The 23564-nt window shown below is 67.2% G+C and carries 27 protein-coding genes; 4 read left to right on the forward strand and 23 right to left on the reverse strand.

Features of this window, described 5'->3' with window-relative positions:
• Window positions 1–3 precede the first annotated feature (3 nt).
• From coaD to gyrA, 4 genes are all read right to left on the reverse strand, one after another.
• The gene (gene coaD, locus ACW17X_RS06985; RefSeq protein WP_008263176.1) at window positions 4–492 is read right to left on the reverse strand and encodes a pantetheine-phosphate adenylyltransferase; all 489 of its coding nucleotides are present in this window, start codon (window positions 490–492) and stop codon (window positions 4–6) included.
• Between the two features lie 274 nt (window positions 493–766).
• The gene (locus ACW17X_RS06990) at window positions 767–1576 is read right to left on the reverse strand and encodes an aminotransferase class IV (RefSeq protein WP_492100243.1); all 810 of its coding nucleotides are present in this window, start codon (window positions 1574–1576) and stop codon (window positions 767–769) included.
• Window positions 1573–2349 (reverse strand): hypothetical protein, encoded by a 777-nt coding sequence (locus ACW17X_RS06995; RefSeq protein ID WP_492100244.1) that lies wholly within the window; start codon window positions 2347–2349, stop codon window positions 1573–1575. Before ACW17X_RS06995 ends, ACW17X_RS06990 begins: the two co-directional genes overlap by 4 nt.
• Before the next feature lie 325 nt (window positions 2350–2674).
• Window positions 2675–5458: a DNA gyrase subunit A gene (gene gyrA / locus ACW17X_RS07000; RefSeq protein WP_492100245.1), complete on the reverse strand. Its 2784-nt coding sequence runs from the start codon at window positions 5456–5458 to the stop codon at window positions 2675–2677.
• Between the two features lie 122 nt (window positions 5459–5580).
• On the opposite strand from gyrA, the gene ACW17X_RS07005 reads away from it, so the two are divergent.
• A complete protein-coding gene (locus tag ACW17X_RS07005; protein ID WP_492100246.1) occupies window positions 5581–6156 on the forward strand; it encodes a superoxide dismutase family protein in 576 nt (191 codons plus the stop codon).
• Window positions 6157–6292: 136 nt separating this feature from the next.
• Here ACW17X_RS07005 and ACW17X_RS07010 read toward each other — a convergent pair whose 3' ends face one another.
• The gene (locus ACW17X_RS07010; protein ID WP_492100247.1) at window positions 6293–6820 is read right to left on the reverse strand and encodes a DUF1003 domain-containing protein; all 528 of its coding nucleotides are present in this window, start codon (window positions 6818–6820) and stop codon (window positions 6293–6295) included.
• 28 nt (window positions 6821–6848) lie between these two features.
• Window positions 6849–7769 (reverse strand): DMT family transporter, encoded by a 921-nt coding sequence (locus ACW17X_RS07015; RefSeq protein WP_492100248.1) that lies wholly within the window; start codon window positions 7767–7769, stop codon window positions 6849–6851.
• Between the two features lie 95 nt (window positions 7770–7864).
• Between ACW17X_RS07015 and ACW17X_RS07020 the strand changes: the two genes are divergently transcribed.
• Together ACW17X_RS07020 and ACW17X_RS07025 are read left to right on the forward strand one after the other, a co-directional pair.
• Entirely contained in the window at window positions 7865–8143 is a 279-nt protein-coding gene (locus ACW17X_RS07020) for a hypothetical protein (RefSeq protein ID WP_492100249.1), read from the forward strand.
• The gene (locus ACW17X_RS07025) at window positions 8140–8520 is read left to right on the forward strand and encodes a type II toxin-antitoxin system VapC family toxin (RefSeq protein WP_492100250.1); all 381 of its coding nucleotides are present in this window, start codon (window positions 8140–8142) and stop codon (window positions 8518–8520) included. The genes ACW17X_RS07020 and ACW17X_RS07025 overlap by 4 nt, the downstream gene beginning before the upstream one ends.
• Before the next feature lie 43 nt (window positions 8521–8563).
• On the opposite strand, the gene ssb is transcribed toward ACW17X_RS07025, so the two are convergent.
• The 14 genes from ssb to ACW17X_RS07095 form a co-directional block, all read right to left on the reverse strand.
• Entirely contained in the window at window positions 8564–9067 is a 504-nt protein-coding gene (ssb, locus tag ACW17X_RS07030) for a single-stranded DNA-binding protein (RefSeq protein ID WP_267515801.1), read from the reverse strand.
• A 185-nt stretch (window positions 9068–9252) separates the two neighbouring features.
• On the reverse strand, window positions 9253–9675 hold the full coding sequence (locus ACW17X_RS07035) for a PDC sensor domain-containing protein (RefSeq protein ID WP_492100251.1): 423 nt from the start codon (window positions 9673–9675) through the stop codon (window positions 9253–9255).
• Window positions 9675–10355 carry a hypothetical protein gene (locus ACW17X_RS07040; RefSeq protein ID WP_492100252.1) on the reverse strand — a complete coding sequence of 227 codons (681 nt, stop codon included), beginning with the start codon at window positions 10353–10355 and terminating at the stop codon, window positions 9675–9677. The genes ACW17X_RS07035 and ACW17X_RS07040 overlap by 1 nt, the downstream gene beginning before the upstream one ends.
• 90 nt (window positions 10356–10445) lie before the next feature.
• A complete protein-coding gene (locus ACW17X_RS07045; RefSeq protein ID WP_492100253.1) occupies window positions 10446–13139 on the reverse strand; it encodes an NHL repeat-containing protein in 2694 nt (897 codons plus the stop codon).
• Between the two features lie 58 nt (window positions 13140–13197).
• Complete coding sequence (locus ACW17X_RS07050) at window positions 13198–14022, reverse strand: flagellin (RefSeq protein WP_492100254.1); 825 nt, start codon at window positions 14020–14022, stop codon at window positions 13198–13200.
• A gap of 135 nt (window positions 14023–14157) precedes the next feature.
• Entirely contained in the window at window positions 14158–14451 is a 294-nt protein-coding gene (locus ACW17X_RS07055; protein ID WP_492100255.1) for a hypothetical protein, read from the reverse strand.
• 86 nt (window positions 14452–14537) lie between these two features.
• Entirely contained in the window at window positions 14538–15305 is a 768-nt protein-coding gene (locus ACW17X_RS07060) for a flagellin (RefSeq protein ID WP_492087642.1), read from the reverse strand.
• Window positions 15306–15628: 323 nt separating this feature from the next.
• Complete coding sequence (locus ACW17X_RS07065) at window positions 15629–16408, reverse strand: flagellin (RefSeq protein ID WP_492087643.1); 780 nt, start codon at window positions 16406–16408, stop codon at window positions 15629–15631.
• 373 nt (window positions 16409–16781) lie between these two features.
• Window positions 16782–17261 (reverse strand): hypothetical protein, encoded by a 480-nt coding sequence (locus ACW17X_RS07070; RefSeq protein ID WP_492100256.1) that lies wholly within the window; start codon window positions 17259–17261, stop codon window positions 16782–16784.
• Window positions 17258–17641: a M15 family metallopeptidase gene (locus ACW17X_RS07075; RefSeq protein WP_492100257.1), complete on the reverse strand. Its 384-nt coding sequence runs from the start codon at window positions 17639–17641 to the stop codon at window positions 17258–17260. Before ACW17X_RS07075 ends, ACW17X_RS07070 begins: the two co-directional genes overlap by 4 nt.
• Window positions 17638–17925, reverse strand: a complete 288-nt coding sequence (locus ACW17X_RS07080) for a hypothetical protein (protein ID WP_492100258.1) — start codon at window positions 17923–17925, stop codon at window positions 17638–17640. Before ACW17X_RS07080 ends, ACW17X_RS07075 begins: the two co-directional genes overlap by 4 nt.
• Window positions 17922–18077, reverse strand: a complete 156-nt coding sequence (locus ACW17X_RS07085) for a hypothetical protein (RefSeq protein ID WP_492087647.1) — start codon at window positions 18075–18077, stop codon at window positions 17922–17924. Before ACW17X_RS07085 ends, ACW17X_RS07080 begins: the two co-directional genes overlap by 4 nt.
• Window positions 18074–19531 carry a DUF2793 domain-containing protein gene (locus ACW17X_RS07090; protein WP_492100259.1) on the reverse strand — a complete coding sequence of 486 codons (1458 nt, stop codon included), beginning with the start codon at window positions 19529–19531 and terminating at the stop codon, window positions 18074–18076. The genes ACW17X_RS07085 and ACW17X_RS07090 overlap by 4 nt, the downstream gene beginning before the upstream one ends.
• A 144-nt stretch (window positions 19532–19675) precedes the next feature.
• Window positions 19676–20137 (reverse strand): DUF4112 domain-containing protein, encoded by a 462-nt coding sequence (locus ACW17X_RS07095; protein WP_492087650.1) that lies wholly within the window; start codon window positions 20135–20137, stop codon window positions 19676–19678.
• A gap of 69 nt (window positions 20138–20206) precedes the next feature.
• On the opposite strand from ACW17X_RS07095, the gene ACW17X_RS07100 reads away from it, so the two are divergent.
• Complete coding sequence (locus ACW17X_RS07100) at window positions 20207–21160, forward strand: endonuclease/exonuclease/phosphatase family protein (RefSeq protein ID WP_492100260.1); 954 nt, start codon at window positions 20207–20209, stop codon at window positions 21158–21160.
• Here the strand turns inward: ACW17X_RS07100 and ACW17X_RS07105 are convergent.
• The 3 genes from ACW17X_RS07105 to ACW17X_RS07115 are packed head-to-tail and all read right to left on the reverse strand — an operon-like array spanning window position 21141 to window position 23559.
• A complete protein-coding gene (locus ACW17X_RS07105) occupies window positions 21141–22349 on the reverse strand; it encodes a CCA tRNA nucleotidyltransferase (RefSeq protein WP_492100261.1) in 1209 nt (402 codons plus the stop codon). The genes ACW17X_RS07100 and ACW17X_RS07105 overlap by 20 nt on opposite strands.
• Window positions 22346–23008, reverse strand: a complete 663-nt coding sequence (locus tag ACW17X_RS07110) for a CoA pyrophosphatase (RefSeq protein WP_492100262.1) — start codon at window positions 23006–23008, stop codon at window positions 22346–22348. Before ACW17X_RS07110 ends, ACW17X_RS07105 begins: the two co-directional genes overlap by 4 nt.
• Complete coding sequence (locus tag ACW17X_RS07115) at window positions 23005–23559, reverse strand: DUF1285 domain-containing protein (RefSeq protein WP_492100445.1); 555 nt, start codon at window positions 23557–23559, stop codon at window positions 23005–23007. The genes ACW17X_RS07110 and ACW17X_RS07115 overlap by 4 nt, the downstream gene beginning before the upstream one ends.
• Window positions 23560–23564: the final 5 nt, after the last annotated feature.

Genomic DNA, 23564 nt, shown 5'->3' on the forward strand with positions numbered 1-23564 from the left:
CACTCATCCTCTGTTCTTGACCTTGTCCCGCACGCGCGCGGCGATGGCGGGGCTGACGAAACTGTCGATCGCGCCGTCCAGACGGGCGATTTCCTTGACCAGCCGCGAGGCGATGGCCTGATGCCGCGGATCGGCCATCAGGAATACCGTCTCGATGTCCTGATTGAGGCGCTGATTCATAGCCGTCATCTGGAACTCGTATTCGAAGTCGGCGACCGCGCGCAAACCGCGAATGATGACATTGGCGTTCAGCTCTTCCGCGAAATGCATCAGCAGGGTCGAGAAGGGCTGGACCACGATGTCGCCGCCCAGGTTGGCCACCTCGGCCTGCAGCATCTCAACCCGCTCGGCCGTGGTGAACAACGGCCCCTTGTCGTCGTTCTGAGCCACGCCGATGACCACGCGGTCCACCAGCTTCAGCGCCCGCTTGATGATGTCGGTGTGACCGTTGGTCACTGGATCGAAGGTGCCCGGATAGAGTCCGATGCGCATGGCGTGTCTCCCCAGCCTGTCGCCCACTGTTCGGGTGACTTAGCAGGTGCGAAAGGTTCGGCCTAGCAGCCGGTTGGCGCAGTGACGTGTCGTAAAAACAGGGTGACAAAGCGCCAAAAGCGCCAAAAGCGCCAATGCAGGCGGGTGGGACGGCGGGGCGGGTTTTGGCGTCACATCGGTCATTGGGCAACCTTACACCCGCCGTAAACCCAGGCGCGCCGATTGCTGAATCTGCTGACGACGGAATTGATTTTACTGGATCTTTCTTGACGAATTAGGCGTGCCGGCCTGTCAAAGGCAGCGGATCATTGGCGGCCCAGGCGGTTTCGATCGCCGTCATCAGGGTCGGATCGACGGCGAAAACCGTGTGGTCAACGGCCGTGATGGGACAGGCCGGCGTGGCGCTGTTGCACAGGAATGCGCCATCGAAGCCCGCCAGTTCGGACACATGCACCGGGCGGGTCTGCGACGATAGGCCCAGTCCAGCCAAGCCCCGCTCGATCAGGACCTGGGTCACGCCCGCCAGCATCGGCGCCTGGGGCCAGACGATGTGGTTCCCCTGGATGAAGCCGATGTTCCAGGTCACGCCCTCGGACACATGGCCCTGGTCATCGACAAACAGGGCGTCGTCGAAGCCCGCCGTCCGCGCGGCCCGGCGCACGCGTGTCTGACCGAAGGTGGCGACATGCTTCAGGTGGGGCGTCTCGCGGCCATGAGGCACGGCCGTTACCCGCATTTGCGCAGCCAGGGGCGGCGGGGGCGGCGAGACGACGGTCATCACCTTGGGGCGGCCGACGAAGGACGGATTGCGATGGCCGATCTCGGGCGAGAACAGGCTGACGCGCATCCATGCCTTGTCACGTCCCTCAACAGCGAGCGCCAACAGACGCCGGAACTCGGCCTCGCCGGGGCTTTCGCCGAACAGTTCGACGGCGGCCTGGTCGAGGCGGGCGAAATGCAGGTCCAGGCCCCGAACCGCGCCATGCTCGACGCGGAAGGAGGTGTAGGCACCGTAGTTGACCAAGGCCTGATGGGCCAAGTCGTCCGGCGTGGCGGGTTGGCCGTCGATCAGAATATCAGTCATTCAACCGCCTGCGAGACGATGCTCTTCTTGGGCTGCCGCGCAGGTTTTGGACGCCATTTTCCCAAGACCCAGAAGAGGATGGCCGGCAGCGGAAGGGCGAAGAACATCACCCATGAGTCTGTGATGAGCGGTCCCTTGATGAAACCAGCGCCAAGCACAGCGAACTGCAACGCCTGAAACTGGATCGCTCCGGTCGCCCAGTTCAACGAAATCTGTCCAACACCGAACAAGCAGAAGACCATCCAACCCCACCTCCGCCGAAAAGCTGCGAAGCCTACGGTGACGAGGCAGATGAGGGGCGTGACCACCAGCGCGGCAAGGATGAGATAGTGAAGCGGAGACTTGTTCGTGATCGTGAAACGACCGAGCGCGATCTGCGACGCCGAGAAGCTGTTGATATGAACGGCATCGACCTGCCAAGCGCTCCCTTTCCCACGCGCCATCACCGTGTCGAACTGAACGACTTTCTCGGGATAGGTGTATTCGCGCACAATCCTGTAGGCGCTGACCTGAGGCGTAAAGTTCGATTGCCACTGAACGGTCTTGGCGGACACAGGCTTCTGAACCGATCCATAGCCTTTCATCTGCTGCAGCACGTCACCGCTTAGATTGGCTTTCAGGCTATCGGTCGCGATCGAGGCAAGACCGGTCTCGTCACCAGCGGCGACGAACCCGTAAGCTCGGTCGGTCTGGACCTCGCGCGCGGGATCCGCAGGCGGCATTGAGCAGGCCGCCACAAGGAACAGCAACGCAAAAGAAATATACCGTATCATCGAGCCCCCTCCCCCCAACATGCGGGGAGAGGCAAGCAATAGCAATCACTCGCCCGTGTCTGGGCTTTCGCCGAACAGTTCGACGGCGGCCTGGTCAGACGGGCGAGGATGTAAGGTGTGGCGGGAACGCCGTCGATCAGGATGTCCACCGCCAGCTCCCGCTCAATCTTCCTTCTCCCCTTGCGGGAGAAGGTGGCCCGAAGGGCCGGATGAGGGGTCCGCCGGTGGGCCAGTTCGCACCACCGGCCCCTCACCCTTTCGCGCCAGAACGATCGCTTCGCTCTCGTGCGCTCAAGCCCTCTCCCGGCGGGAGAGGGTCTTGGTTTTATGCTTCGGCCGCGCCGCCCTCTTCACTCGCGGCGTCCGCCTCATCCGAACCGCCGCTTTCCGGCAGGCGTTCGACCGAGACGACCTTTTCGTCCTTGCCGGTGCGGAAGATGGTGACGCCCTGGCTGGAGCGGCCGACGATGCGGACTTGATCCATACGAGTGCGGATCATCTGACCGCCCGATGTCACCAGCAGCAGGTCGTCCGTCTCCTCGACCGGGAAGGCCGCCGCCAGGCGTGTGCCGGCGCGACCGCCCAGACCGTGAGCCGTCAGGCCCTGGCCGCCGCGACCGGTGCGGCGGTACTCATAGGCCGAGGATCGCTTGCCGAAGCCGGTCTCGGTGACCGTCAGGATGAACTGTTCGGCGGCGCCCAGTTCGGCGATCCGTTCGACCGTCAGAGCGGCGTCGGCGACCTCGTCTTCGGCTTCAGCCGGAGCCGCGACATCCTCTTCCGCCTCCGCGCCGGCCAGGGCCTTGCGCATGGCGTTGGCGTGTTTGACATAGGCCGAGCGTTCTTCCGGCGTCGCATCGACGCGGCCCAGGATGGCCATGGAGATGACCTCGTCGCCGTCCTGCAGGCGCACGCCCCGGACGCCGGTCGAATCCCGGCCCTTGAAGACGCGCACATCGTCGGCCTTGAAGCGAATCGCGCGGCCCAGGGCCGTGGTCAGCAGCACGTCGTCATCGGCGGTGCACAGGCCGACGCCGACCATGCGGTCGTCGCCTTCCAGCTTCATGGCGATTTTGCCGGCGCGGTTGACCGTGGCGAAGTCCGACAGCTTGTTGCGGCGCACGTCGCCCGAGCTGGTGGCGAACATGATGTCGTAATCGCCCCAGGTCGTCTCGTCCTCGGGCAGGGGCAGGACGTTCATGATGCTGTCGCCCGGCTCAATGGGCAGCAGGTTGACGAAGGCCTTGCCGCGCGACTGCGGGTTGCCCAGCGGCAGGCGCCAGGTCTTCAGCTTGTAGGCCTTGCCGTTGGTGGCGAAGAACAGGACCGGGGTGTGGGTCGAGGCGCTGAACACGCCGGTGATGGCGTCCTCGTCCTTCATCGACATGCCCGAACGGCCCTTGCCGCCGCGATGCTGGGTCCGATAGGCGTTCAGGGCGACGCGCTTGACGTAGCCGCCGTGGGTGACGGTGACGACCATGTCCTCGCGCGGGATCAGGTCTTCGTCCTCCATCTCGCCGTCGCCTTCCCCGATCAGGGTGCGACGCGGGACGGCGAACTTGGCCTTCACGTCGATCAGGTCGTCGCGAATGATGGCCAGGACGTTCTTGCGGTCCGACAGGATGGTCAGGTGGCCCTGGATGGTGTCGGCCAGGCCGTTCGCCTCGCCGAAGATGTCGTCACGGCCCAGGCCGGTCAGGCGCGACAGGGTCAGGGCCAGGATGGCGCGGGCCTGTTCGTCGGTCAGTTGCAGGCTGTCGCCGTTGATGACGACGCTGCGCGGGTCGGCGATCAGTTCGACCAGGGCCATCATGTCGCCGACCGGCCAGGGCTTGGCCTGCAGACGTTCGCGCGCCTCGGTCGGATCGGCCGAGGAACGGATGATGTGGATGACCTCGTCGATATTGGCGACGGCGACGGCCAGACCGACCAGGACGTGGCCGCGGTCGCGGGCCTTGTTCAGCTCGAACTTGACGCGGCGGACCACCACCTCCTCGCGGAAGTCGAGGAAGATCTGCAGCAGGTCGCGCAGGCCCATCTGTTCGGGTCGGCCGTGGTTCAGCGCCAGCATGTTGACGCCGAACGAGCTCTGCATGGCGGTATAGCGCCACAGCTGGTTCAGGATCACGTCGCCGGAGGCGTCGCGCTTCAGCTCGATGACGATCCGCATGCCCTGACGGTCGGATTCGTCGCGGACGTCGGAAATGCCTTCCAGACGCTTCTCGCGCACCATTTCGGCGATCCGCTCGATCAGGGTCTGCTTGTTGACCTGATAGGGCAGTTCGGTGACGACGATGGCCTCGCGATCCTTGCGGATCTCTTCCACCGAGGCGCGACCGCGCACGACGACCGAGCCGCGACCGTCGCGAAGCGCGTTGCGCGGCGCGGTGCGGCCCATGATCTCGCCGCCGGTCGGGAAGTCGGGACCGGGCACGATGTCCAGCAGGGCGTCGTCGGTGACGTTGGGATCGTCCAGCAGGGCCAGGGCCGCATCCACGACCTCCCCCAGATTATGCGGCGGGATGTTGGTCGCCATGCCGACGGCGATGCCGCCGGCGCCATTGACCAGCAGGTTGGGAATCCGGCTCGGCAGGACGACCGGCTCCAGCTCCTTCTCGTCGTAGTTGGGCTGGAAATCGACGGTGTCCTTGTCGATGTCGGCCATCAGGGCGACGGCGGCCGGGGCCATCCGGGCCTCGGTGTAACGCATCGAGGCGGGCATATCGCCGTCGACCGAGCCGAAGTTCCCCTGGCCGTCGACCAGCATCAGACCCATCGAGAAGGGCTGAGCCATCCGCACCAGGGCCATATAGACCGAGGCGTCGCCGTGGGGGTGGAACCGGCCCAGCACGTCGCCGACCACGCGGGCGCATTTCGAATAGCTGCGCTCGGGCGTCATGTTCAGGTCGTGCATCGAATACAGGATGCGACGGTGAACCGGTTTGAGCCCGTCTCGGGCGTCAGGCAGGGCGCGGCTGACGATCACGCTCATGGCGTAGTCGAGGTACGAACGCTTCAGTTCGTCCTCGATCGTGATCGTGGAAATATCGGAGCCGCCGCCTCCCGGAACGATGGGGGTCGCGGCGTTTTCGTAGCTGTCGTCGGTCAATGAAGCGTGGCTTTATGCGGCCGGAATCGGAACGTGATCCGCTGTGACGATTTCTAGCATTCCAGGGCCTCGGTGGCAAAGCGACGTCGCCGTGAAAGCCCGTCTCTGAAAGGACTTTCCACATGCGCGCAAACCACATCGCCGCCGCCCTCCTCCTCGCCTCCCCTTTGGCCCTGATCGGGGCCTGCGCTTCGACCGCCGACGCGGCCCAGATGCAGGCCGAACGCGCCCCCGTCGGCGCCACCGGACAGGCCGTCCTGGTCAATGCCCAGGGCGCCAATATCGGCCGGGTCGATCTGCGTCAGGGGCCGACAGGCCTGGTGATCAAGGTCGAGGCCTCGGGCCTGACGCCCGGCTGGCACGGCATCCATATCCATGCGACCGGCCAATGCGCCGCGCCCTTCACCTCGTCCGGCGCCCATATCAACCACGGCGAGCCCAAGGCGCCGCACGGCCTGCTGAACGCCGCCGGTCCCGATGACGGCGACCTGCCGAACGTCTACGCCGGCGCCGACGGCAAGGTGAACGCCGAACTGTTCACCACCCGCGCGCGGATTTCGTCGGAAGGTCCGGGACAATGGCTGTGGGACGCTGACGGATCGGCGGTCATCATCCACGCCAATCCCGACGACCACGCCAGCCAGCCCATCGGCGGCGCCGGCGACCGGGTGGCCTGCGCGGCGTTGAGCGCGAGCTGACTTCTCTCGCCCTTGCTCCGTCATCCTCGGGCTTGACCCGAGGATCTGACGCCGGTCGGGCTGTGCGTCGCCCCTGACGCAATGCGGCTGAACCTCCTGTCCTCGGGTCAAGCTCGAGGATGACGGGGGTGGGGCGTCAGCGCCCTTTCTGAGCCAACAGCCGCTCGATCATTTCGGTCTGTTCCTGCTGGCGCGCGGTCAGGTGTTCGACCTTGTCCAGCAGGGCCATGATCTCGATCTCGGCCTTCAGGTTGACCTGGTAGTCGTTGCCGGCGTCCAGCCGGTCTTTCGTCGCCTGACGGTTCTGACTCATCATGATGATAGGGGCCTGGGCGGCGGCCACCATGGACAGCATCAGGTTCAGGAAGATGAAGGGATAGGGGTCGAAGGCCTCGCGGCCCAGGATCAGGTTCAGAACCGTCCAGAGCGCCAGGGCCGCCCCGAAGGCGATCAGGAAGGTCCAGGACCCGCCGAAGGTCGCCACACGGTCGGCCAGCCGGTCGCCGAAGCTCTGGCGGTCGTCGAAGGTCTCGTTGATGTCGCGCGACACCGGCCGACGCGCGGCGGCGCTGTCGACCACCTGCCGTTCGTCGGCGTCCAGCTCGGCATGGCCGCGGCCCAGCCAACGGCGAGACAGATGATCGGGGTCGAGGGGGTTGTGCATGGCCGGCTCCGGAAACTGCGGCCCTAGATCAAGCCTTGGCGGCGCCCGCGCGCAAGCCCCGTTCGGCCAGGGCGACCAGGGCCACCCCGCCCATGGTGATGGCCGAGCCGGTCAGGATCTGGGGCGTCAGCACATCCCCCATCAGGCCCCAGCCGATCAGCATCGACACCACCGGCGTCACCAGCAGATAGGGGGTCACCCGCCCCGCCTCACGCCTTTGCACCAGCCAGAACAACAGAGTCGTCGCCAGCACCGACGAGGTGATCCCGGCCCAAAGCAGCGCGGCCCAGACCATGGGGGTGGCGGCCTTCACCGCCTCCCATTGACCGTGTTCGAACACCGCCGAGCCGAAGGCCATGACCGGGAAGGCGCCCAGGGCCAGCAGTCCCTGCATCTTCAGCGGCGGAATCGAGGTGGTGCGACGCGCGACCACCGTGGTCACGCCCCAGGCGGCGCCGGCGGCGATGGCGACCAGGATGGCCTTCCAGTCCTGCAGCGCATGGGCGTCCAGCGTCATCCAGGCCACGCCGACGAAGGCCACCCCCATGCCGATCAGGGCCGCCTTGCTCAGCCGCTCGCCCAGGATCAGGAAGGCGAACAGGGTGGTGAAGGGAATCCACAACTGGTTGGCTACCGTCACGGGGCTGACGTCGGTGGCCATCCAATAGGCGGTGTAGGCCAGACCATATTGGATCGGCCCGCCGAGGATGACGATCAGCGTCAGGCTTTTCCAGTCCGGAAAGGGGGGGCGGACGAAGACGATCAGACAGGCGGTGGCGATCCCGAACCGGATCGCCCCGACCAACAAGGGCGACAGTTGCTCAGTCGCCAGCTTGGCGCCCGCATTGTTCACACCCCACACCACGATGATCGCCAGGATGGCGGCGATCTCAAGCCCGGTCAGGGCGTGAGGCTTGGCAGGCGGCGCGGCAGGAGGGACGACGGTCATGCCCGCCTATCGCACGCCGTGAGCCGCTTCGCCCGTCAAATGGCGTGTCGGCTCATTGCATTGACATGTACATGCCTCAAGCGCAGCATGTACATATGGCCGAAGTCACCTTGACCGCCCTGCGCAAGGACCTGTTCCGACTGGTCGACAGCGTGCTGGAAACCGGCGAGCCGCTGGTGATCCGGCGCGGCGGTCGGCGGCTGACCCTGATCGCCGAGACGCCCGCCAAGCCGACGACGCCTGAGGAACGCTGGGACGCCTATATGGCCCAAGGCGTGCGCGAGGGCGCCGACGACTGCCCCGACGATATCGACACCAACAAGAGCCATTGGACCTGGGATCCGGACACCAAGTTCGACTTCGACGACAAGTGATCCATCTCGATACCCAGGTCGCCCTCTGGCTCTACTATCGGCTGGACCGGCAGATCAGCCGCTCGGCGCAGGCGCAGCTGGCGCGGGCTCGTGACTTGCGTCTGTCGCCCTTGGTGCTGGTGGAGATCGAAATCCTGATCGAGATCGGTCGGGTCAAGCTGAAGACGGCCGATCTTCTGCTGCGGGATCTTGAGGACCGGCTGGACCTGTCGCTATCGAACGCTTCGACCGCCGCCGTCGCTGAGGCGGCCTGCCGCTTCGCCTGGACGCGCGATCCGTTCGACCGGCTGATCGTCGCCAACGCCATGGCCGACGGGGCGAAGCTGGTCACCGCCGACCAGGTGATCCTGCGCCATTTCGACCAAGCGGTCTGGTAGGAAGAAGGGGGGCGAAGCCTGAGCTCGCCCCCTCCATTTCACCTTAGAATGGAATGTCGTCGTTCAGGTCGTAGCTTTCCTTGGGGCCGCTCGGCTTGTTGGCGCCGCCGGTGGAGAAGCCCGAGGAATAGTCGTCGTCGCCGCGACCACCGCCGCCGCCGCCGTAACCGCCGCCTTGCGAGGCGCCGCCTTCAGCGCGGCCGCCCAGCATGGTCAGTTCACCCTTGAAGCGGCTGACCACGATCTCGGTCGAATACTTCTCGACGCCCTGCTGGTCGGTCCATTTGCGGGTCTGGAGCGCGCCCTCGATATAGACGGTCGAGCCCTTCTTCACATAGTTCTCGACCACCTTGACGATATTGTCGTTGAAGATGACGACCCGGTGCCACTCGGTCTTTTCCTTGCGCTCGCCCGAGGACTTGTCGCGCCAGGTTTCCGAAGTGGCGATCGACAGGTTGGCGATCCGGTCCCCGTTCGGCATGGACCGGATTTCGGGATCGCGGCCCAGATTGCCGACCAGAATGACCTTGTTGACGCTGCCCGCCATGGAAACTTCCTTCTCGTAGGGAGCGGCGAGTCCCTCGCCTGCTCCGTAATTCAGCCGGATGTCTTAGAGCCGCCGCCGGTCACCGCCAGCCGCATTCGACATCTGACCCGCCAAACCGGTGGATGGATTAACCGTTTGTTCCACCTTTGTTCGATTTCCGCAAGCCCTTGGCCAGGGCCTGCGCCCTACTTGGTCTCGGCCGGCGGCGCAGCGATCGCGATCGGGCGCCCGGTGTCGTCGCGCTGGATGGCGCCGGGGATGGCCAGACGGCCGTCGCCGGTGCGGGCCATGGCGAAGAAGCGGCTGCCCGTCAGGCTCTTGCCGAACTTCACGCCTTCGCGGTCCACGAAGATGAAGCGGCCCTGATAGGCGCCGGCGACCTCCTGGTTCGAGCCGCCCATGCGCAGGAAGCGCAGGCGCATTTCTTCCAGCTGGCCGGCGCAGAGTTCGATCTGGGCGACGTTCTCGCCCATCTTCTGCAAGCGCGGCGGCTCGCCGTCCGGCGTGGCGACGAAATAGCAGACGCCGGGTTCGAACTCGAACTTCGGCTCGCTGGAGCAGGCGCCCAGAGTGGCGACAGCGGCGGCGGCAAGGGCAAGCACGCGCATCAGTTCAGACCCGGGAATTGGCAGTTGCGGTCCTGCTCCGCCAGGGTGCGGAAACGGGTATTGTCGCTGGACTGTTCCACACGACGCGGCACCAGCCGCAGGGTGGTCTCGCCCCAACGGCCGTACTGGGCGTCGCCGGGACGCACGCAGGTTCCGGCGTAAAGGGCCTGGACGCAGGCGTTCAGGCTCATGCCGCTGGACAGGACGCGCCATTCCGAACCGGCATGGCGCAGACACTGGGAGCCGGCGGACTGCGCTGGGGCCGGGGTGCTGGGCGCGGCGGCGCCCGGAGCGGGGCTCGGCATGGGATCGGCCTCAGCCATCTCGACCGGGGGCAGTTCCGGCGGCGGGGCGAAGGCGGCGGTCGGGGCGGCGGCCAGGGCCCCGGTCTCGTCGATGCCAACATCCAGGGCGTCGGTGGCCAGACCGTTGCGCTGGGCGCAGTCAGCCAGCGTCGCCATGCCGACGAACTGACCATCGACGAAACAGCGCAGCTCGCGCGTCGGCTCCAGCGAGGGGGCGTCTGCCAGATCGACCGTCAGCCCGCCCTTGGCGGCAGGCGGGGCTTCAGGCGTCTTGTCGCCGCCGCCGGTGAAGATCAGGGCCAGCACCACGGCGGCGATGATCACCAGACCGGCGCCGATGGCGATGATGACGCGGTTGTCGTTCGGAAGGGCCATGGGGGGCTTTCGCAACTGAGGCGTCCAATAACCCGGAACCGGCGCCGGGCGTCAACCGCCTAGCCGTCGCTTAGGGCGATGAGGCTCAGATCAGGCCGTCAGGCGGTTGAGCGCGGCCTGGAAGTTGGCCAGTTGCGTCTGCTGATAGGCGGTCGACGACTTGTTGCCGGTCTGGGTGTTGGTGATGGCGGCGGTCGACGGCGCCAGCGACTTGTAGGCCGACCTGACCGAGGTCAGGGCGTTGGCCAGGGCTTCGTTCGCCGCCTTGATTGAATCGGCGTTGCTGAGGTTCAGCGCATTGGTCAGATTGAGCCCATAGGCCTTCTTTTCCTTGTCGCCCGTGTTCCCAATATAGCCGGGCGACAGGCCCAGGGCGGCCAAAGCGTCTTTGCCGACCGCGCCCGAGGAGACCGTGGCGCCCTGTTTGCCATCGGCGGCTACGATCTGGATTCGCTCGGTCGGCGGCGAGACCTTCTTGTCTGTGACCACCGTAGCGGTGAGCTGCCGGTTCGAGGCGCTGGTGATCTTCTTGGCCAGGCTCGCCATGGTTTCGTTCGCGGCGATGGTCACGGTTATGGCCCGTGTGCCGTTGCCGGGGGTTATGCTGAACTGATCGCCCGCGCGGGCGGAGGTGGCGACGGTCAGCAGCTTGGAATCCGACTGCATGATCTCGCCCTGCGGCAGGCCCAGCCTGTCCAGAACGCTGGCGCCGCCGGACACGACCGTCAGGCTGCCCGTCACCGCCTGGTCGCCCTGGGCGCGCCAGGTCTGGCTATATTCGACGGCACCGGTCAGAGGGTCCAACCGCGCCAGATAGGCCTGGGTCGGATCGGTCTTGGCCGCTCCGGCGGGACGGTCGGCGACGCCGGTGACCCAGACCTTGCCGTCCTTGACCTGGACGTCGGACGCCGTGTCCACGCCGGCGCCGCCATAATAGGTCAGCCGCTCGTTGGCGGAGGGTTGGAGGTCGGGATCCAGAACCGCCACGAACACGTCCGTGCCGCCTGCATGGGAATTCGTGGCGCCGCCGACGTCCAGAGCGGCGTTGTCGGTCTGACCCGTCAGGATGACGCGACCGTTATCGACCGTGATCCCGGCGATCCCGCCCTGAGCCGCGCCGAGGTCGCGGGTCGACGACAGGGTCGGCGCGCCCGAGGCGTCCAGTGTGAACTGACGGACCATGATCCGACCGTTCTCCACCCCGGCGGTATAGAGGTTCGAGCCGGAGGTCGTCATGGCCTGGACATTGTCGTCGCCGGCCGTGCCGAACTGCGTCGCGCCCACCATAAGACCGCTGAGCGGCGAGGTCGGGGTCAGCCTATGCTCGCCGAAAGCCTGGAGGTAGCCATCCCATCCGCCCAGCGCGCCCTCGGAGCCCGGCATCATGGAGCGCGACCGACCGGCGACATAGACCGTGCCGTCGGCGCCGAAACTGACCTCGGTCGCCTCATCGGCCGCCTTGGCGCCGCGCCGCTGGGTCCAGACCTCCTTGCCTGAAGAGTCGAAAACGGTGACGAAACTGTCCGCCACATTGGCGTCGTCGCCGCTCTTGCCGGCGTCCAGGGCGCCGGTCACCGAGCCGGCGACCGCGATCCGGCCGTCGTCGGCGATGGCGAGAGAGAATCCGTTGGCGCTGGACGCCGCCCCCAGCAGCTTGGTCTGGGTCAGGTTCCCGGCGGAATCGAACTTCATCAGGGCGACGTCGCGCTGCCCCTTGATCGGCTGGTTGTCCTCGCCTTCGGTCAGGTCGGCGAGCACCCAGACCGAGCCGTCCGCAGCCACGGCGCTGTCCCGCACGGCGGCGACGCCGTCCGGCAAGGCGACCTGACCGGTCCTTCCCTCGACCCAGAAGGTCTCGCCCAAGCCTTGCGTCGCCGTCGGCGCGCTTCCGCCGTCGGCTTGGAACTTCAGGAGCTCCGCACCGGCGCCGGTGGTCTGGGTGACATAGACGGCGTCAGACGTGTCGGCTGCGGAGAACGAGACGGTTTCGCCCGCCCCGCCCCACACCTTCAACGCCCACTGATCCGGGCCCGCAGGCAAGGTGACGGTCTTGTCTCCCGCCTTGACCGTCTTGGCGGCGCCTGGAATTTGCTCGCGCCCGATGCGCGTCTCCACCCCGGCCGCGTCCAGCTGTTCGTTCATGAAGGCGGTGACATTGTCGAATGTGCGGGGGGTCGAGCCCATGTCCGCCAGGTCGATGTCGATGGTCTTTTGCGCGCTCCCTGAGATCGAGACGCCGATGGAGAAGCGCACGTCCCCTTCGAACGCATCGACCGTCTCGGTGAGCGCCCCCTCATGCACCGGCGCGGTGACGAAGGTGCTGGACGTCTTCTCTATCGCTGCGGTCGTCTTGACGGTGTTCTGGGCGACGCCGTCGACCATCCGTAACCCTTCGAACTTCGCCGTAGCCAGATAGGTTGAAAGCTCGGCCAGCCCTGAGGCGAACCGCTTGTTGAGCAGGGCGGATTCCGACGCGCTGACGCCGCGGGTGCCGGCCCGATCCGCCAAGGCGGAAAGCGTGTCGAGGGCCTGATAGGTCGCGAAAAGCTTGCGATAGTCGGCGGAGGCTGAGGTCAGGTCGACGTCCACCGCCGCCTCGTTGACGATCCGACGGCCCGCCAGGGCCGAGCGCACCATTTCGCTGGCGGTCGGGACGTTCTCCGTCGCCGTCCACGGCGCCGTGGGCTGGGTGCGTTTGGTCGGAGTCGTAGACGTGTTTGACGTGGAAGACGTCGTGGAAGACGTCACCCCGTACAGTCCCAACAGATAGCTGTTGTTGATCATCGATCGGCTCCGCTATCCAGATTGCGCCGAGGGCCGATAACGAACTCTTAAGTCGGACCTAGTTCTGGAACAGCGACAGGATGACCTGCGGCGCCTGGTTGGCGATAGACAGGGCCTGGACGCCCAGTTGCTGCTGAACCTGCAGCGCCTGGAGACGGGCGCTTTCCTTGGCCAGGTCGGCGTCCACCAGATTGCCGATGCCGGATTCCAGCGCGTCGGACAGCTTGCTGACGAAGGTCGTATGGCGTTCAATCTGCTTCGCTTGGGCGCCCAGTTCCGCGAGACGCGAACTCGCCGTGGTGATCGCGGTCGTCACCGCCGTCAGGGCCGCAGTGGCGTCCGCCTCGGTCGTCAAATCCTGGCCCGTAAGGCCGAGGCCGGCGACGGTGAGATTTTGGCGGTCCAGGGCGACGGTTTCGGTCGCGTCCGCATTGGCCAGGAAATCAAGCGCGACGGTTGACGTGCCGTCCAGAATATTGGCGCCGTCGAAAGTCGCATTGGCCGAGAACGACCCGATCGAGCCCAACAGGGCCTGGAACTCCTGGTCATACGAGGCGCGGGTCGCAGCCGTGGCGCTGGGGTCAGCCGCCGCCGTGGCCTTGGCCTTCAGATCCAGCAGGAGGTCTGAAATCTGCTCGCCCGCCGCCAGCGACACGTCGGCAATCGAGGTCGCGCGGTTCAGGCTGGTCGTCACGGATTCAAGCGAACCCTTGTCCGCCCGCTGGCCCTGAGCGACCGCCCAAACGGCGGCGTTGTCCTTGGCGCCCTGAACCTTCAGGCCGGTGCTGACCCGGCCCTGCGTCGACGCCAACTGGTCGTTGGTGCGGTTCAGGTTCTGCAGGGCGATCATCGCCGAGGTGTTGGTGTGTACGCTAGTGGTCATGGCTTCAAGCCCCGGACTTCTGTTCCCTACAGGATTAACCATGAGTCGTGAGCGTATGGTTAACGGCGAAGAAACCACGATAGCGCCGTCCGGCAAACCGGCGGCGTTGCAGTCTTCGACCTGAAAAGCCTTCGTCTAGACGGAGGTTTTCAGCAGATTTCCGCCCCGGTAGCCCGGGTTGTCGGCGAGAGTCTGAACGACTTCCCGCGGGAGTTTCAGCACGACCTTGCCCGTGATCGGATCGCTGATCGTGTATACAAAGCGACCGTTCTCGGCGGACTCGATGGTCAGGCGATAGTTGGTCGATTCCGCTGCTTCCTCGGCCTGCAGCGAAGGCTGCGACGGCGCGGGGGCAGGGGCAGGAGTGACGTCGGCAGGATCGGGAGGAAAGAAGTTTACCGAGGACACGCTCGCGACATTGTCAGCCATGGCTCCTCGCGCGGAACATCCGCGCCCTTCTGGATTCAAACGGGAGTGAAGGGCCGGGGCGGCGTAAGCCGCCCCGGCCTATCATCTTAACGGAACAGGCTCAGCAGGATCTGGCTGGACGAGTTCGCGATCGACAGCGCCTGCACGCCGAGCTGTTGCTTGGTCTGCAGGGCGGTCAACTTGGCGCTTTCCTTGGCCAGATCGGCGTCGACCAGGTTGCCGATACCGGCTTCCAGGGCGTCTTCCATCTTGCTGGCGAAGGTGACCTGACGGTCCAGCGACTTCGACTGCGAACCCAGGGTCGCCATGTCGGCCGTGAAGGCCTCGATTGCGGTCTGGACTTGAGCAGCGGTGGCGCCGGCCGGGGTGCCGTCGGCGGGCGAGGCCATGCCGACCGTGAACGTCGACGCCGACGTATCGGTGATCACGGAAGCCGAAGCGGTCCACAGATTTTCGCCGTCGAACTCAGCGCCGGCGAGAGCGCTGTCGATTTCGGTCTGCAGGGCGTCGTAGTCGGCTTGCAGAGCGGTGGTCGTGGCGGAGGAACCGCCGGCTTCGATGGCGACGGCCAGCGACTTCATTTCCGTCAGGGCCGCGACGACGGTCTCGCCGGCCGCCAGGGCGACGTCGACGATGGACTGACCACGTTGCAGCGATTGCTTGACGGCCCCTTGGGCGGCCATTTCAGCGCGCTGGTTGGTGGCGATGGCGAAGATGGCGCCGTTGTCCTTGGCGGACGAAACGGCCTGACCGGTGCTGACGCGGTTTTGCGTCGTGGCCAGGGCCTTGTTGGTGGCGTTCAGGGTCTGCAGGGCGACGTTGGCGCCCATATTCGTGTTAACGCTGTTAGCCATTTTGGCTGTCCTTTTCACTTCGTGATGTCCGGCGTCGTTTTGACAACCGGGAGCTTTTTGCCCGATTGGACTGAAGCAATTGCCGGGCCAGGAACCGTTAACCCGACACCTCTCAAGTCATTGTTTTTTCTACGTTATACTGTTGTTTAGATTAATCTGCCCCGGCAGATTTCGCCTAGCGGGGCAGATTTTGCCGACTGGGTAGGAAAAATCTGCCGGGCAAAAGCTGCCAACCAAGCAAGAAGGCGGCCGGACCAAGGTCCGACCGCCTTTTTGACGTTTGATATTGAGGCGCAGGCCGGAGAGGCGAGACGCCCTGGCTTTTAGGATCGGAACAGGCTGGTCAGGATCTGGCTGGAAGTGTTCGCGATCGACAGCGCTTGAACGCCCAGTTGCTGCTTGGTCTGCAAGGCGGTCAGGCGAGCGCTTTCCTTGGCCAGATCGGCGTCGACCAGGTTGCCGATGCCGGCTTCGACAGCGTCTTGCAGCTTGCTGGTGAAGGTCACCTGGCGATCCAGAGACTTGGACTGGGTGCCCAGGGTCGCCAGATCGGCCGTGAAGGCGTCGATCGCGGTCTGGACAGCCGCTGCGGTCGCAGCCGTGGGGGTGCCGTCGCTGGCGGCGGCGATGCCGATGGAGAAGGTGCCGCCGGAGGTGTCGGTGATGACGCCGGTCACGGCGCCGTCGGTCCACAGGTTGACGCCGTCGAAGTCGGCGCCGGCCAGGGCCTTGTCGATTTCGTCCTGCAGGGCGTCGTAGTCGTTTTGGAGCGCGGTGGTCGTCGCGGAGCTGCCTCCGGCCTCGATGGCGACGGCGAGCGCCTTCATTTCAGTCAGGGCTGCGACGACGGTGTCGCCGGCGGCGAGCGCGACGTCGACGATCGACTGGCCGCGTTGTTGCGATTGCATCACGGAGTTGAGCGCGCCCATCTCGGCGCGCTGGTTCGTCGCGATGGCGAAGATCGCCCCATTATCCTTGGCGCTGGAAACCTTCATTCCCGTGGAGACACGGTTCTGCGTCACGTCCAACATCTTGTTGGACGCGTTAAGGTTTTGCAGCGCGACCATGGCGCCGACGTTCACGTTGATGCTGTTGTTAGCCATTTTGGCTGTCCTCTTCACTTCGTGTGATGTCCAGCGCCATTTTAGCGCCAGGAGCATTTTGCTCGCCCTCTAGAGAGCAAGGGCGGGGCCAGACGGAAATGGGCGAAACGGCATAGCCCCGCACTGATTTTACGGGCTTTTTTCGGACGACCCGCGCCGCACCTCGGCAAGTTTCGACGCCCAGCGGCACAAGTTGCCGAGTCGTTTTTGCCGCTTTGGTCAGGGCGGAGGCCTGTCCCCTCCCCCGGCTTGAGAATCCAACATCGCCCGCTCCGCCAGCAGGACCTCCAGCGCCAGCCTGCGCGCGCCGTCACAGGCGAGGATCTGGGCGCCGCGCAGCACATAGGCGGCGTCCAGATCCGCGGTTGTCGGTTCAGCCGGAAGCGCCGCCAGGGCGCACGGCCGGGTCGCCGCCTCCGGCAGGCTCAGCCGCGCCGGCGCAACCGCCGAGATCCGGGGCGAGCCGGCACAGCTCGCGGTCATGGCCGCGCAGATAATCGGCGCGGCGGCGGTCCAGAGGGGTTTCGGCGTCATCGGCGCTCCTTGCCTGGGCGACGGCGGCGGCGGTCACGCCTGCGGTCGCCGTCTGTTGCTGTTGAAAGTCGTCGAGGCGGCGCAGCACGGTCTGGGCGCCCTCGGCTTCGAGGCGACGCGCGCCGGCTTGAGCCTTGGCAGCCCCCTCGCCTGCCGTGGCCCGCGCCTGGGCCGCCGCCAACCGCCGCTGCTGCAGGCCCAGAGGGTCCCAGCGGAAGCCGAGCCCGCCGAGAAGCGTCGCCGCGAGGCCGATGGCCGCTGCGGCGACCAGGATCCAGCCGAGCGGCGTCAGCGCCTTCAAGATCGACCAGGGCCTCACGGATAGACCCTCCGGTCCAGCTCGAAATGCGGGCCGTCGCGCAGGCTCTTCCAGTCGCCGCCCCAGACGATGGGGGTGTTCAGGTCCCGCGCGGCGGATTTGAAGGCTTCGGCGATCCGGCCATAGAGCGGCCAGTCCCACCGCACCTGGCCGTCCACCAGGGCCGCGACGTCGACGGCGTGTCCGGTCAGATGCCGGGACCTGAGCGTCCGGCTGGCCCCGGCCTTGACCAGGCTGGCCTGCCGCGCCGGCGTCCGCAGGCCCTCGGTGATCATGAAGTCCACCGGACTGCGCGCGAGAGCGGCCTCGACCACGGCGACCAAGGCGGGGTGGACGCCCGTCAGACGGGATCGGGAACGAACGGACAATCGCGCGCTCATGAGCGGCCTCCCGTCAGGCGCAGCCGGGCATTGGCCAGCACGGCGACCAGTTGCTCAGCCGTGGGCGCCACCAGGTAGAGGATCAGGATCAGGGCCAGCAGCCCCATCAATCCGTCCGTGATCTTGGGCAGCATCTCGGGCGGCATCCGCGCCACGGTCCGCATCAGCAGCAGCCACAGTCCGGCGCTGACGGCGAAGGCATAGAGCCTGCGCCACAGCCAGCGGCCTTCGGCCAAAGTATCGTTTCGGGCGCGACCCGGCGCCGGGGTTCGGGTTCCGGTCATTCCTCGTCCTCCTTGTCCTGGATTTGCCGATCGCATCGACCGTCGAAGCCGGTCTGGGCGCGGCGGGCTGTGTCGTTCAGAGTCCTGGGGGCGTCCCAGGCTTCGGGGTCGAGCACCTCGATCGGCTCGGGCAGATAGGGTCGCCGGCTCATCCGACGGCCGTGATGCGAACCACGCCTCCGCCGCCTGCGCCGCCCACGCCCGACTGGGTCAGGCCCGCGCCGCCTCCGCCGCCGCCGGCCCCGTACGAGGCTCCTGCGCCGCCTGCCGCGCCAGCGCCTGCGGACGAGGCGTCGCCCCCTCCCCCGCCGCCGCCGACCAAGGACAGGCCTGGCGCCGACGAACCCTGCCCCGCCGCGCCCGCCGCGCCCCCGTCCGCTCGTCGCACAGCCCAGCCGCCCGCCCCGCCGGGACCGCCCGCCTGAGCCATATTGCCGGCGCTCAGACCGCCGCCGGCCCCGCCGCCGCCGGAGCCCTCAGGGCAGACTGTTTCTCCGCCGCCGGACGCAGCCGCCGTGATCCGACTATCGCCCCCCGGATTGCCGACGCGCTGCCCCAGGCCGCCCGCGCCGCCTGGCCCCGCTGCGGCGGTTCCGTCGGCGCCGCGAGCGCCGCCTCCGGCGCGCAGCAGCACGACGCCTTCCAGGCTTATTGTCGTCTGGCCGCCTGAGCCGCCGGTCGCGGCAGAGCCTCCGCCGCCGACGGCGACAGCCAGGGTCTCGCCCAGATCGGCGACCGCCCAGATGGCCTGGCTCAGACCGCCCGCACCGCCGCCGCCGCCGCCGAAGCGCGCGGTTCCGGCCGGTCCGGCCGTGCCTGCCCCGCCCGCGCCGCCGCCGCCGACACAAACGGCCTCGATCCATCGGGCCCAGGCGGGCGGCGTATAGACGCCGTCGGCGTCGAAGATCGTCGTCTCGCGTCGGGTCGCGCCTCGGTCGAAGGCGACCCGACCGGTGGCGCGGTCCACGCCGAAGGCGCGGCGCCAGGTCGATCCGTCCGGGCTGACCTTCAGGCTGAGGTCGTCGTCCCCGACCAGGCCCAGTTCGGCCCGCCCGCCGTAGCCGCTCTGGAACAGCAGCGACAGGACGTCGCCCACCGCCGTCTTGTTCAAGGTCAGACGCAGATCTCCGTCGCCGCCTTCGGCCTGGGCGCGCGCGGTGAACAGGGCGGTGTTGGTCTTGATCGCCAGCGGATTGGCGGCGTCGGCCGTCGTCCCGACCCCTAGGCGCGACAGGCCCTGAACCTCGTCCAGCCGCCGGCCCAGCGGCGCCCAGCCGCCTTCCTCTCGCACCACTAGGACGGCGGCGTCCAGCACCAGGGCGATCAGTCCGACCGGCGCGGACACCCGGCTCCAGCCGCCCGCCTCGAACCGCATCAGGGCGCCCACGGGCTGGCCGCCCCAGGCCGCCCCCTCGGCCCCTTCCGGCAGGATGTAGAGGTCGCCGTCGAACGGCGCCGTCGGCTGGACGGCCGTGGTCCCGCTGACCACCGCCGTCTGCAACAGGGCGTCCAGCCGCGTCAGCGCCGCGTTCAGGGTCACATGTTTCTGCATCTGCCCCGCCGCAAGATAGGGCAGGCTCAGACGCGCAGTGAAATCGTCGCTCATCAGGATCTCCGTTCTTGTCGGAGATCAGTCTGCGGGCGCCGCCAACTCAGGCGCGCTGTAGGGCCGAATTTTTACTCAAGCCATTGATCGCACGGATGTTCGAATGACAAATTAGGAAACCAGACGACCGCCAGCGCGCGCAATTCAGTCGTGCAGATAGACGATGCGCCGCAGTTTCTTGTCGTTGCGAACCGTCTCCAGGTGCCGGTCATGATCGCCGCTGGCCTTGGCCCCCGCCTCGCTATCCTCGACCCAGTGGGTCGTCTCGATGTCCTTCTGCAGGGCCTTGGCCGCCAGCAACTGTCCGGGAAAGAAGGTATCGACCACGTCGCCGGCCAGAGGCACCGTGCCCGTCGCCGTATCCACGGCCATATAGGCGGCCATCCGCGCCAGGGTCGCCGGCGAGGCCTTGGCCCGGACCGCCTGCATCACCAGCCAGGCGCCGGTTCCCACCGTATAGACCGTACCGACCACCGGCACCCAGGTCAGCAGGCCGTCCATGCCGATGCCGAACGGGCCGATGCCGATCACCCGGTCGGACAGCTTCTTGATCCCCTCGACATTGGACCAAATCTTTTCGATATCTGTGATCGACCGTCTGGCCATGTCGCCCTCTCCCAAGCGTCGCCCTAACGCGGCATAGGCAACAGCGTTCACCAGGAAAGGCAACACACGATGTCCCTGCTCAAGCTGGCGGCCAATGCGGCGGCCTGCCTGGTCCTGATCGGCCTGTCGATCTTCGGCGTGGCGGCGCTCAGCGGCGTCGATCATCGCTGGGTGGACATCCTGGCTCAGTTCACGGGCCCCGTGCTGCTGGCGGCGGCGGGTCTGACCGTGGGCTGTGGGCTTCTGCGGCTCTGGCCGGCGGTGGGCGTGGGCGGGCTGGCGACCCTGATCCTGTTCCTCGCAGTCTGGCCCCAGTGGATGCCGCCGACGGGGCTGCGCCAACCGGACCAGCCGGTCATCCGGGTCTATTCCGCCAACCTCTGGGCGCCCAATACCGACGTCGACGCCATGCGCGCCTCGATCGAGGCGGCCGATGCGGATATCGTCATCCTGGTCGAGGTCGGGGACGCGCCGATCGCCCAAATTGACCGCCTGCTCGCGGGCTATCCCCACCGTCGGGTCAACGGACGACTGTCGCCGGGACCATCCGGGGCGCGGGCCATCATCGCCTCCCGCTATCCGATCACGACGAAACTGCCGGGGCGACCGGACGGGCTCAGCGCCGTCGGCGCCGTCGTGGCCACGCCGCTGGGACCGATCACCGTCTTCGGCATCCACCTGACCCGTCCCTGGCCCTATGAATATCAGTGGGGACAGATCACCCAGGTCATGGCCCTGACCGAACGTCGCAAGGCGGCCGCGCCGGGGACCACCCTCATCGCCGGCGACTTCAACAGCATCTCCAGCGCCCGGATCGGACGTCAGATCAAGGCCGACCTAGGCCTGATTCCTGCGCCGGGCTTTCCCGGCACCTGGCCAAGCCGCCTGCCCGCCGTCTTGGGCATCACCATCGACCAGGTCTACCGCTCGCCCGACCTGGCCCTGGTCAGCCGCCGCGTGGGCCGACAGACCGGCTCGGACCACTATCCGGTCGTGACCGAATTCACTCGAGCGAAGCCATAAGCGATTTCAGTCGGGCCTCGTGGCCGTCGATCGGGAAGTCGTCGGCGACCCAGGCGTCTTCGAACGCCTTCAGGATGCGCCCCGTCTCCGGTCCCGGCGTCCGGCCCAGCCGGGCCAGGTCCCGCCCGCCGACCGGCATTGAGGGCGGCGTCCAGACGGTCGCAAGGCGTCGTAGAGGGGCTCCGTCGCGACCGCTCCGCGCCTCCGCGCGCGTCAACCGATCTTCAAAGCCGGCGCGCCCCACCCGATAGATGGCCGCCCGCGCCGCCGCGTCAGTCATGCCGGGCGTCACCACCGGGCCGTCGGCGACGGCAGCCGCCATCCGATCCCGCACCGCGTTCGACAGCCGCAGTTCCTGCGCGATCCGCACGACGACGGCCGCATCTTCCGGCAGCAGGGCCGACAGACGCATCACCGGATCATCGGTCAGCCCGCACATAGCCTCGAACAGATCCAGCGGCTGAACGTCCGGCAAGACGACGGCGAGCACCCCGGTCTCCGCCATGGCGCGCACCGAAGGGCGGGGATCGACCGCCGCCAGCAGCTTCAGCAGTTCCTTGGACACCCGCTCGGCCGACAACCGGCCCATCCCGTCCTTCAGCGCGGCGCAGGCGGCCAGGCCGGTCGCATCGGGTTCGCCCCGCCCGTACCAGGCCTGAAAGCGGAAGAAGCGCAGGATGCGCAGATAGTCCTCGCGGATCCGCGTCTCGGCGTCGCCGACGAAGACGATCCGCCCCTCGGCCGCGTCCGCCAGGCCGCCGCCGGTCGGATCGAACACGCGCCCGGCCGCGTCGGCGTAGAGGGCGTTCAGGCGGAAGTCCCGGCGCGCCGCATCCTCGGCCCAGTCCTCGGTGAAGGCGACCACGGCGCGGCGCCCGTCGGTCTCCACATCCCGCCGCAGGGTGGTGATCTCATAGGGTTTGCGCTCGGACACCCCGGTGATCGTGCCGTGCTCGATCCCGGTCGGCACGGCCTTCAGCCCCGCCGCCTTCAGCGCCGCCATCGTCTCCTCCGGCCGCAGCCGGGTGGCGATGTCGATATCGTCCACGAACCGGCCCAGCAGACTGTTGCGGACGCAGCCGCCGACGAACCGGGCGCAGTCGGTGCCGCCCGCCGCTTCCAGAGCCGCCATAACGGCGCGGGTGGCCGGCGCCTCCAGCCACGGCTGACCGAGCATGGACACGCTCACGCCGCATCCTCTTCGGCTGCGATCTGGGGCGCGGGTTCGTCGCCGTAGAGCCGGGCGTGAAGCCCCTTCAGAATGCCCGCCGTGACGCCCCAGATATAGCGCTCGCCCCAGGGCATGGCCCAGAACCAGCGCCGCAGCCCCTCGTCCATGTCGTAGAAGTCCTGCCGGTGGTTGGCGGCGTCCATCAGGAAGTCCCACGGCGTCTCGAACACCTCGGCCACTTCGGCCGGCGCCGGGGTTGTGATGGGCGCCTCGTGCAGCCAGCCGATCACCGGCGTGACCAGAAAGCCGGTTCCCGTCTCATAGGCGTCGGACAGGCCCAGCACCTCGACCTTCGCCGGGTTCAGCGACACCTCCTCGTCCGCCTCGCGCAGCGCCGCCTGGACGGCGTTCTCTCCAGGGTCCAGCCGACCGCCTGGAAAGGCGATCTGACCCGTATGCCGCACCAGTGTGTCCGCCCGCCGCGTCAGCAGCACCGTCGCCCCCTCGGGCCGCGCCACCACCGGGATCAGCACCGCCGCCGGCCGCAACTCCCGCACCGGCCGCGTCGCCTTGGGATTCAGGTCGAAGTCGGACCGCGCCGCCAGCCCTTCCGGCCGCCAGGCCTCGACCGGGTCCAGCCGCTGAACCAGCCGGCTCCTCAAGGTCGCCAGCGTCACGCGACCGCCCCCAAGGAAAACGTTCGCCCGCCGGACCGCACGACCAGCCGCCCGTCGACCTCCTCGGCCGTCTCGACCAGTTCATAGAAGACCGAACGCGTGATCCGCGCCCACAGGTCGCGCCGCACATGGACGCGCGGCGCTGGCTCGCCCGTCTCCGGATCGGTCTCGACCACGATGGGATCGGCCTCGCCCGCCCGCACCTCGTCGCCGACGTCGGTGGTAAAGACCAGGTCGTCGCCGTCCCGCCGCACCGCCACGGCCCGGAACGGCAGGTCCTCGACCGCGATCTTCAACTTCTCGACCGGCGTCACCAGATGATAGCCGTCCGGATCCTTGCGCAGCACGGTCGAGAACAGCCGCACCAGTTCCTGGCGGCCGATGGGCGAACCCTCGTGCATCCAGACGCCGTCGCGCCGGACAACGATGTCGATCTCGCCGCAGTGCTCGGGATTCCACAGATGCACGGGCGGCAGGCCGCGGCCCGGCGCCTGTTTGGCCGCCTCGGCGACCGCGTTCAGTCCTGACTTGGGATCATCGGCGTTTGTCATGTCCG

The organism is Brevundimonas sp. FV1ye4L (assembly GCF_058681255.1).

Coding starts and splice junctions, on each gene's coding strand:
- coaD (WP_008263176.1), bottom strand. CDS start 492: ATGCGCATCGGACTCTATCCGGGCACCTTCGATCCAGTGACCAACGGT.
- ACW17X_RS06990 (WP_492100243.1), bottom strand. CDS start 1,576: ATGACTGATATTCTGATCGACGGCCAACCCGCCACGCCGGACGACTTG.
- ACW17X_RS06995 (WP_492100244.1), bottom strand. CDS start 2,349: ATGATACGGTATATTTCTTTTGCGTTGCTGTTCCTTGTGGCGGCCTGC.
- ACW17X_RS07005 (WP_492100246.1), top strand. CDS start 5,581: ATGCGCGCAAACCACATCGCCGCCGCCCTCCTCCTCGCCTCCCCTTTG.
- ACW17X_RS07010 (WP_492100247.1), bottom strand. CDS start 6,820: ATGCACAACCCCCTCGACCCCGATCATCTGTCTCGCCGTTGGCTGGGC.
- ACW17X_RS07015 (WP_492100248.1), bottom strand. CDS start 7,769: ATGACCGTCGTCCCTCCTGCCGCGCCGCCTGCCAAGCCTCACGCCCTG.
- ACW17X_RS07020 (WP_492100249.1), top strand. CDS start 7,865: ATGGCCGAAGTCACCTTGACCGCCCTGCGCAAGGACCTGTTCCGACTG.
- ssb (WP_267515801.1), bottom strand. CDS start 9,067: ATGGCGGGCAGCGTCAACAAGGTCATTCTGGTCGGCAATCTGGGCCGC.
- ACW17X_RS07035 (WP_492100251.1), bottom strand. CDS start 9,675: ATGCGCGTGCTTGCCCTTGCCGCCGCCGCTGTCGCCACTCTGGGCGCC.
- ACW17X_RS07040 (WP_492100252.1), bottom strand. CDS start 10,355: ATGGCCCTTCCGAACGACAACCGCGTCATCATCGCCATCGGCGCCGGT.
- ACW17X_RS07045 (WP_492100253.1), bottom strand. CDS start 13,139: ATGATCAACAACAGCTATCTGTTGGGACTGTACGGGGTGACGTCTTCC.
- ACW17X_RS07050 (WP_492100254.1), bottom strand. CDS start 14,022: ATGACCACTAGCGTACACACCAACACCTCGGCGATGATCGCCCTGCAG.
- ACW17X_RS07055 (WP_492100255.1), bottom strand. CDS start 14,451: ATGGCTGACAATGTCGCGAGCGTGTCCTCGGTAAACTTCTTTCCTCCC.
- ACW17X_RS07060 (WP_492087642.1), bottom strand. CDS start 15,305: ATGGCTAACAGCGTTAACACGAATATGGGCGCCAACGTCGCCCTGCAG.
- ACW17X_RS07065 (WP_492087643.1), bottom strand. CDS start 16,408: ATGGCTAACAACAGCATCAACGTGAACGTCGGCGCCATGGTCGCGCTG.
- ACW17X_RS07075 (WP_492100257.1), bottom strand. CDS start 17,641: ATGAGCGCGCGATTGTCCGTTCGTTCCCGATCCCGTCTGACGGGCGTC.
- ACW17X_RS07080 (WP_492100258.1), bottom strand. CDS start 17,925: ATGACCGGAACCCGAACCCCGGCGCCGGGTCGCGCCCGAAACGATACT.
- ACW17X_RS07085 (WP_492087647.1), bottom strand. CDS start 18,077: ATGAGCCGGCGACCCTATCTGCCCGAGCCGATCGAGGTGCTCGACCCC.
- ACW17X_RS07090 (WP_492100259.1), bottom strand. CDS start 19,531: ATGAGCGACGATTTCACTGCGCGTCTGAGCCTGCCCTATCTTGCGGCG.
- ACW17X_RS07095 (WP_492087650.1), bottom strand. CDS start 20,137: ATGGCCAGACGGTCGATCACAGATATCGAAAAGATTTGGTCCAATGTC.
- ACW17X_RS07100 (WP_492100260.1), top strand. CDS start 20,207: ATGTCCCTGCTCAAGCTGGCGGCCAATGCGGCGGCCTGCCTGGTCCTG.
- ACW17X_RS07115 (WP_492100445.1), bottom strand. CDS start 23,559: ATGACAAACGCCGATGATCCCAAGTCAGGACTGAACGCGGTCGCCGAG.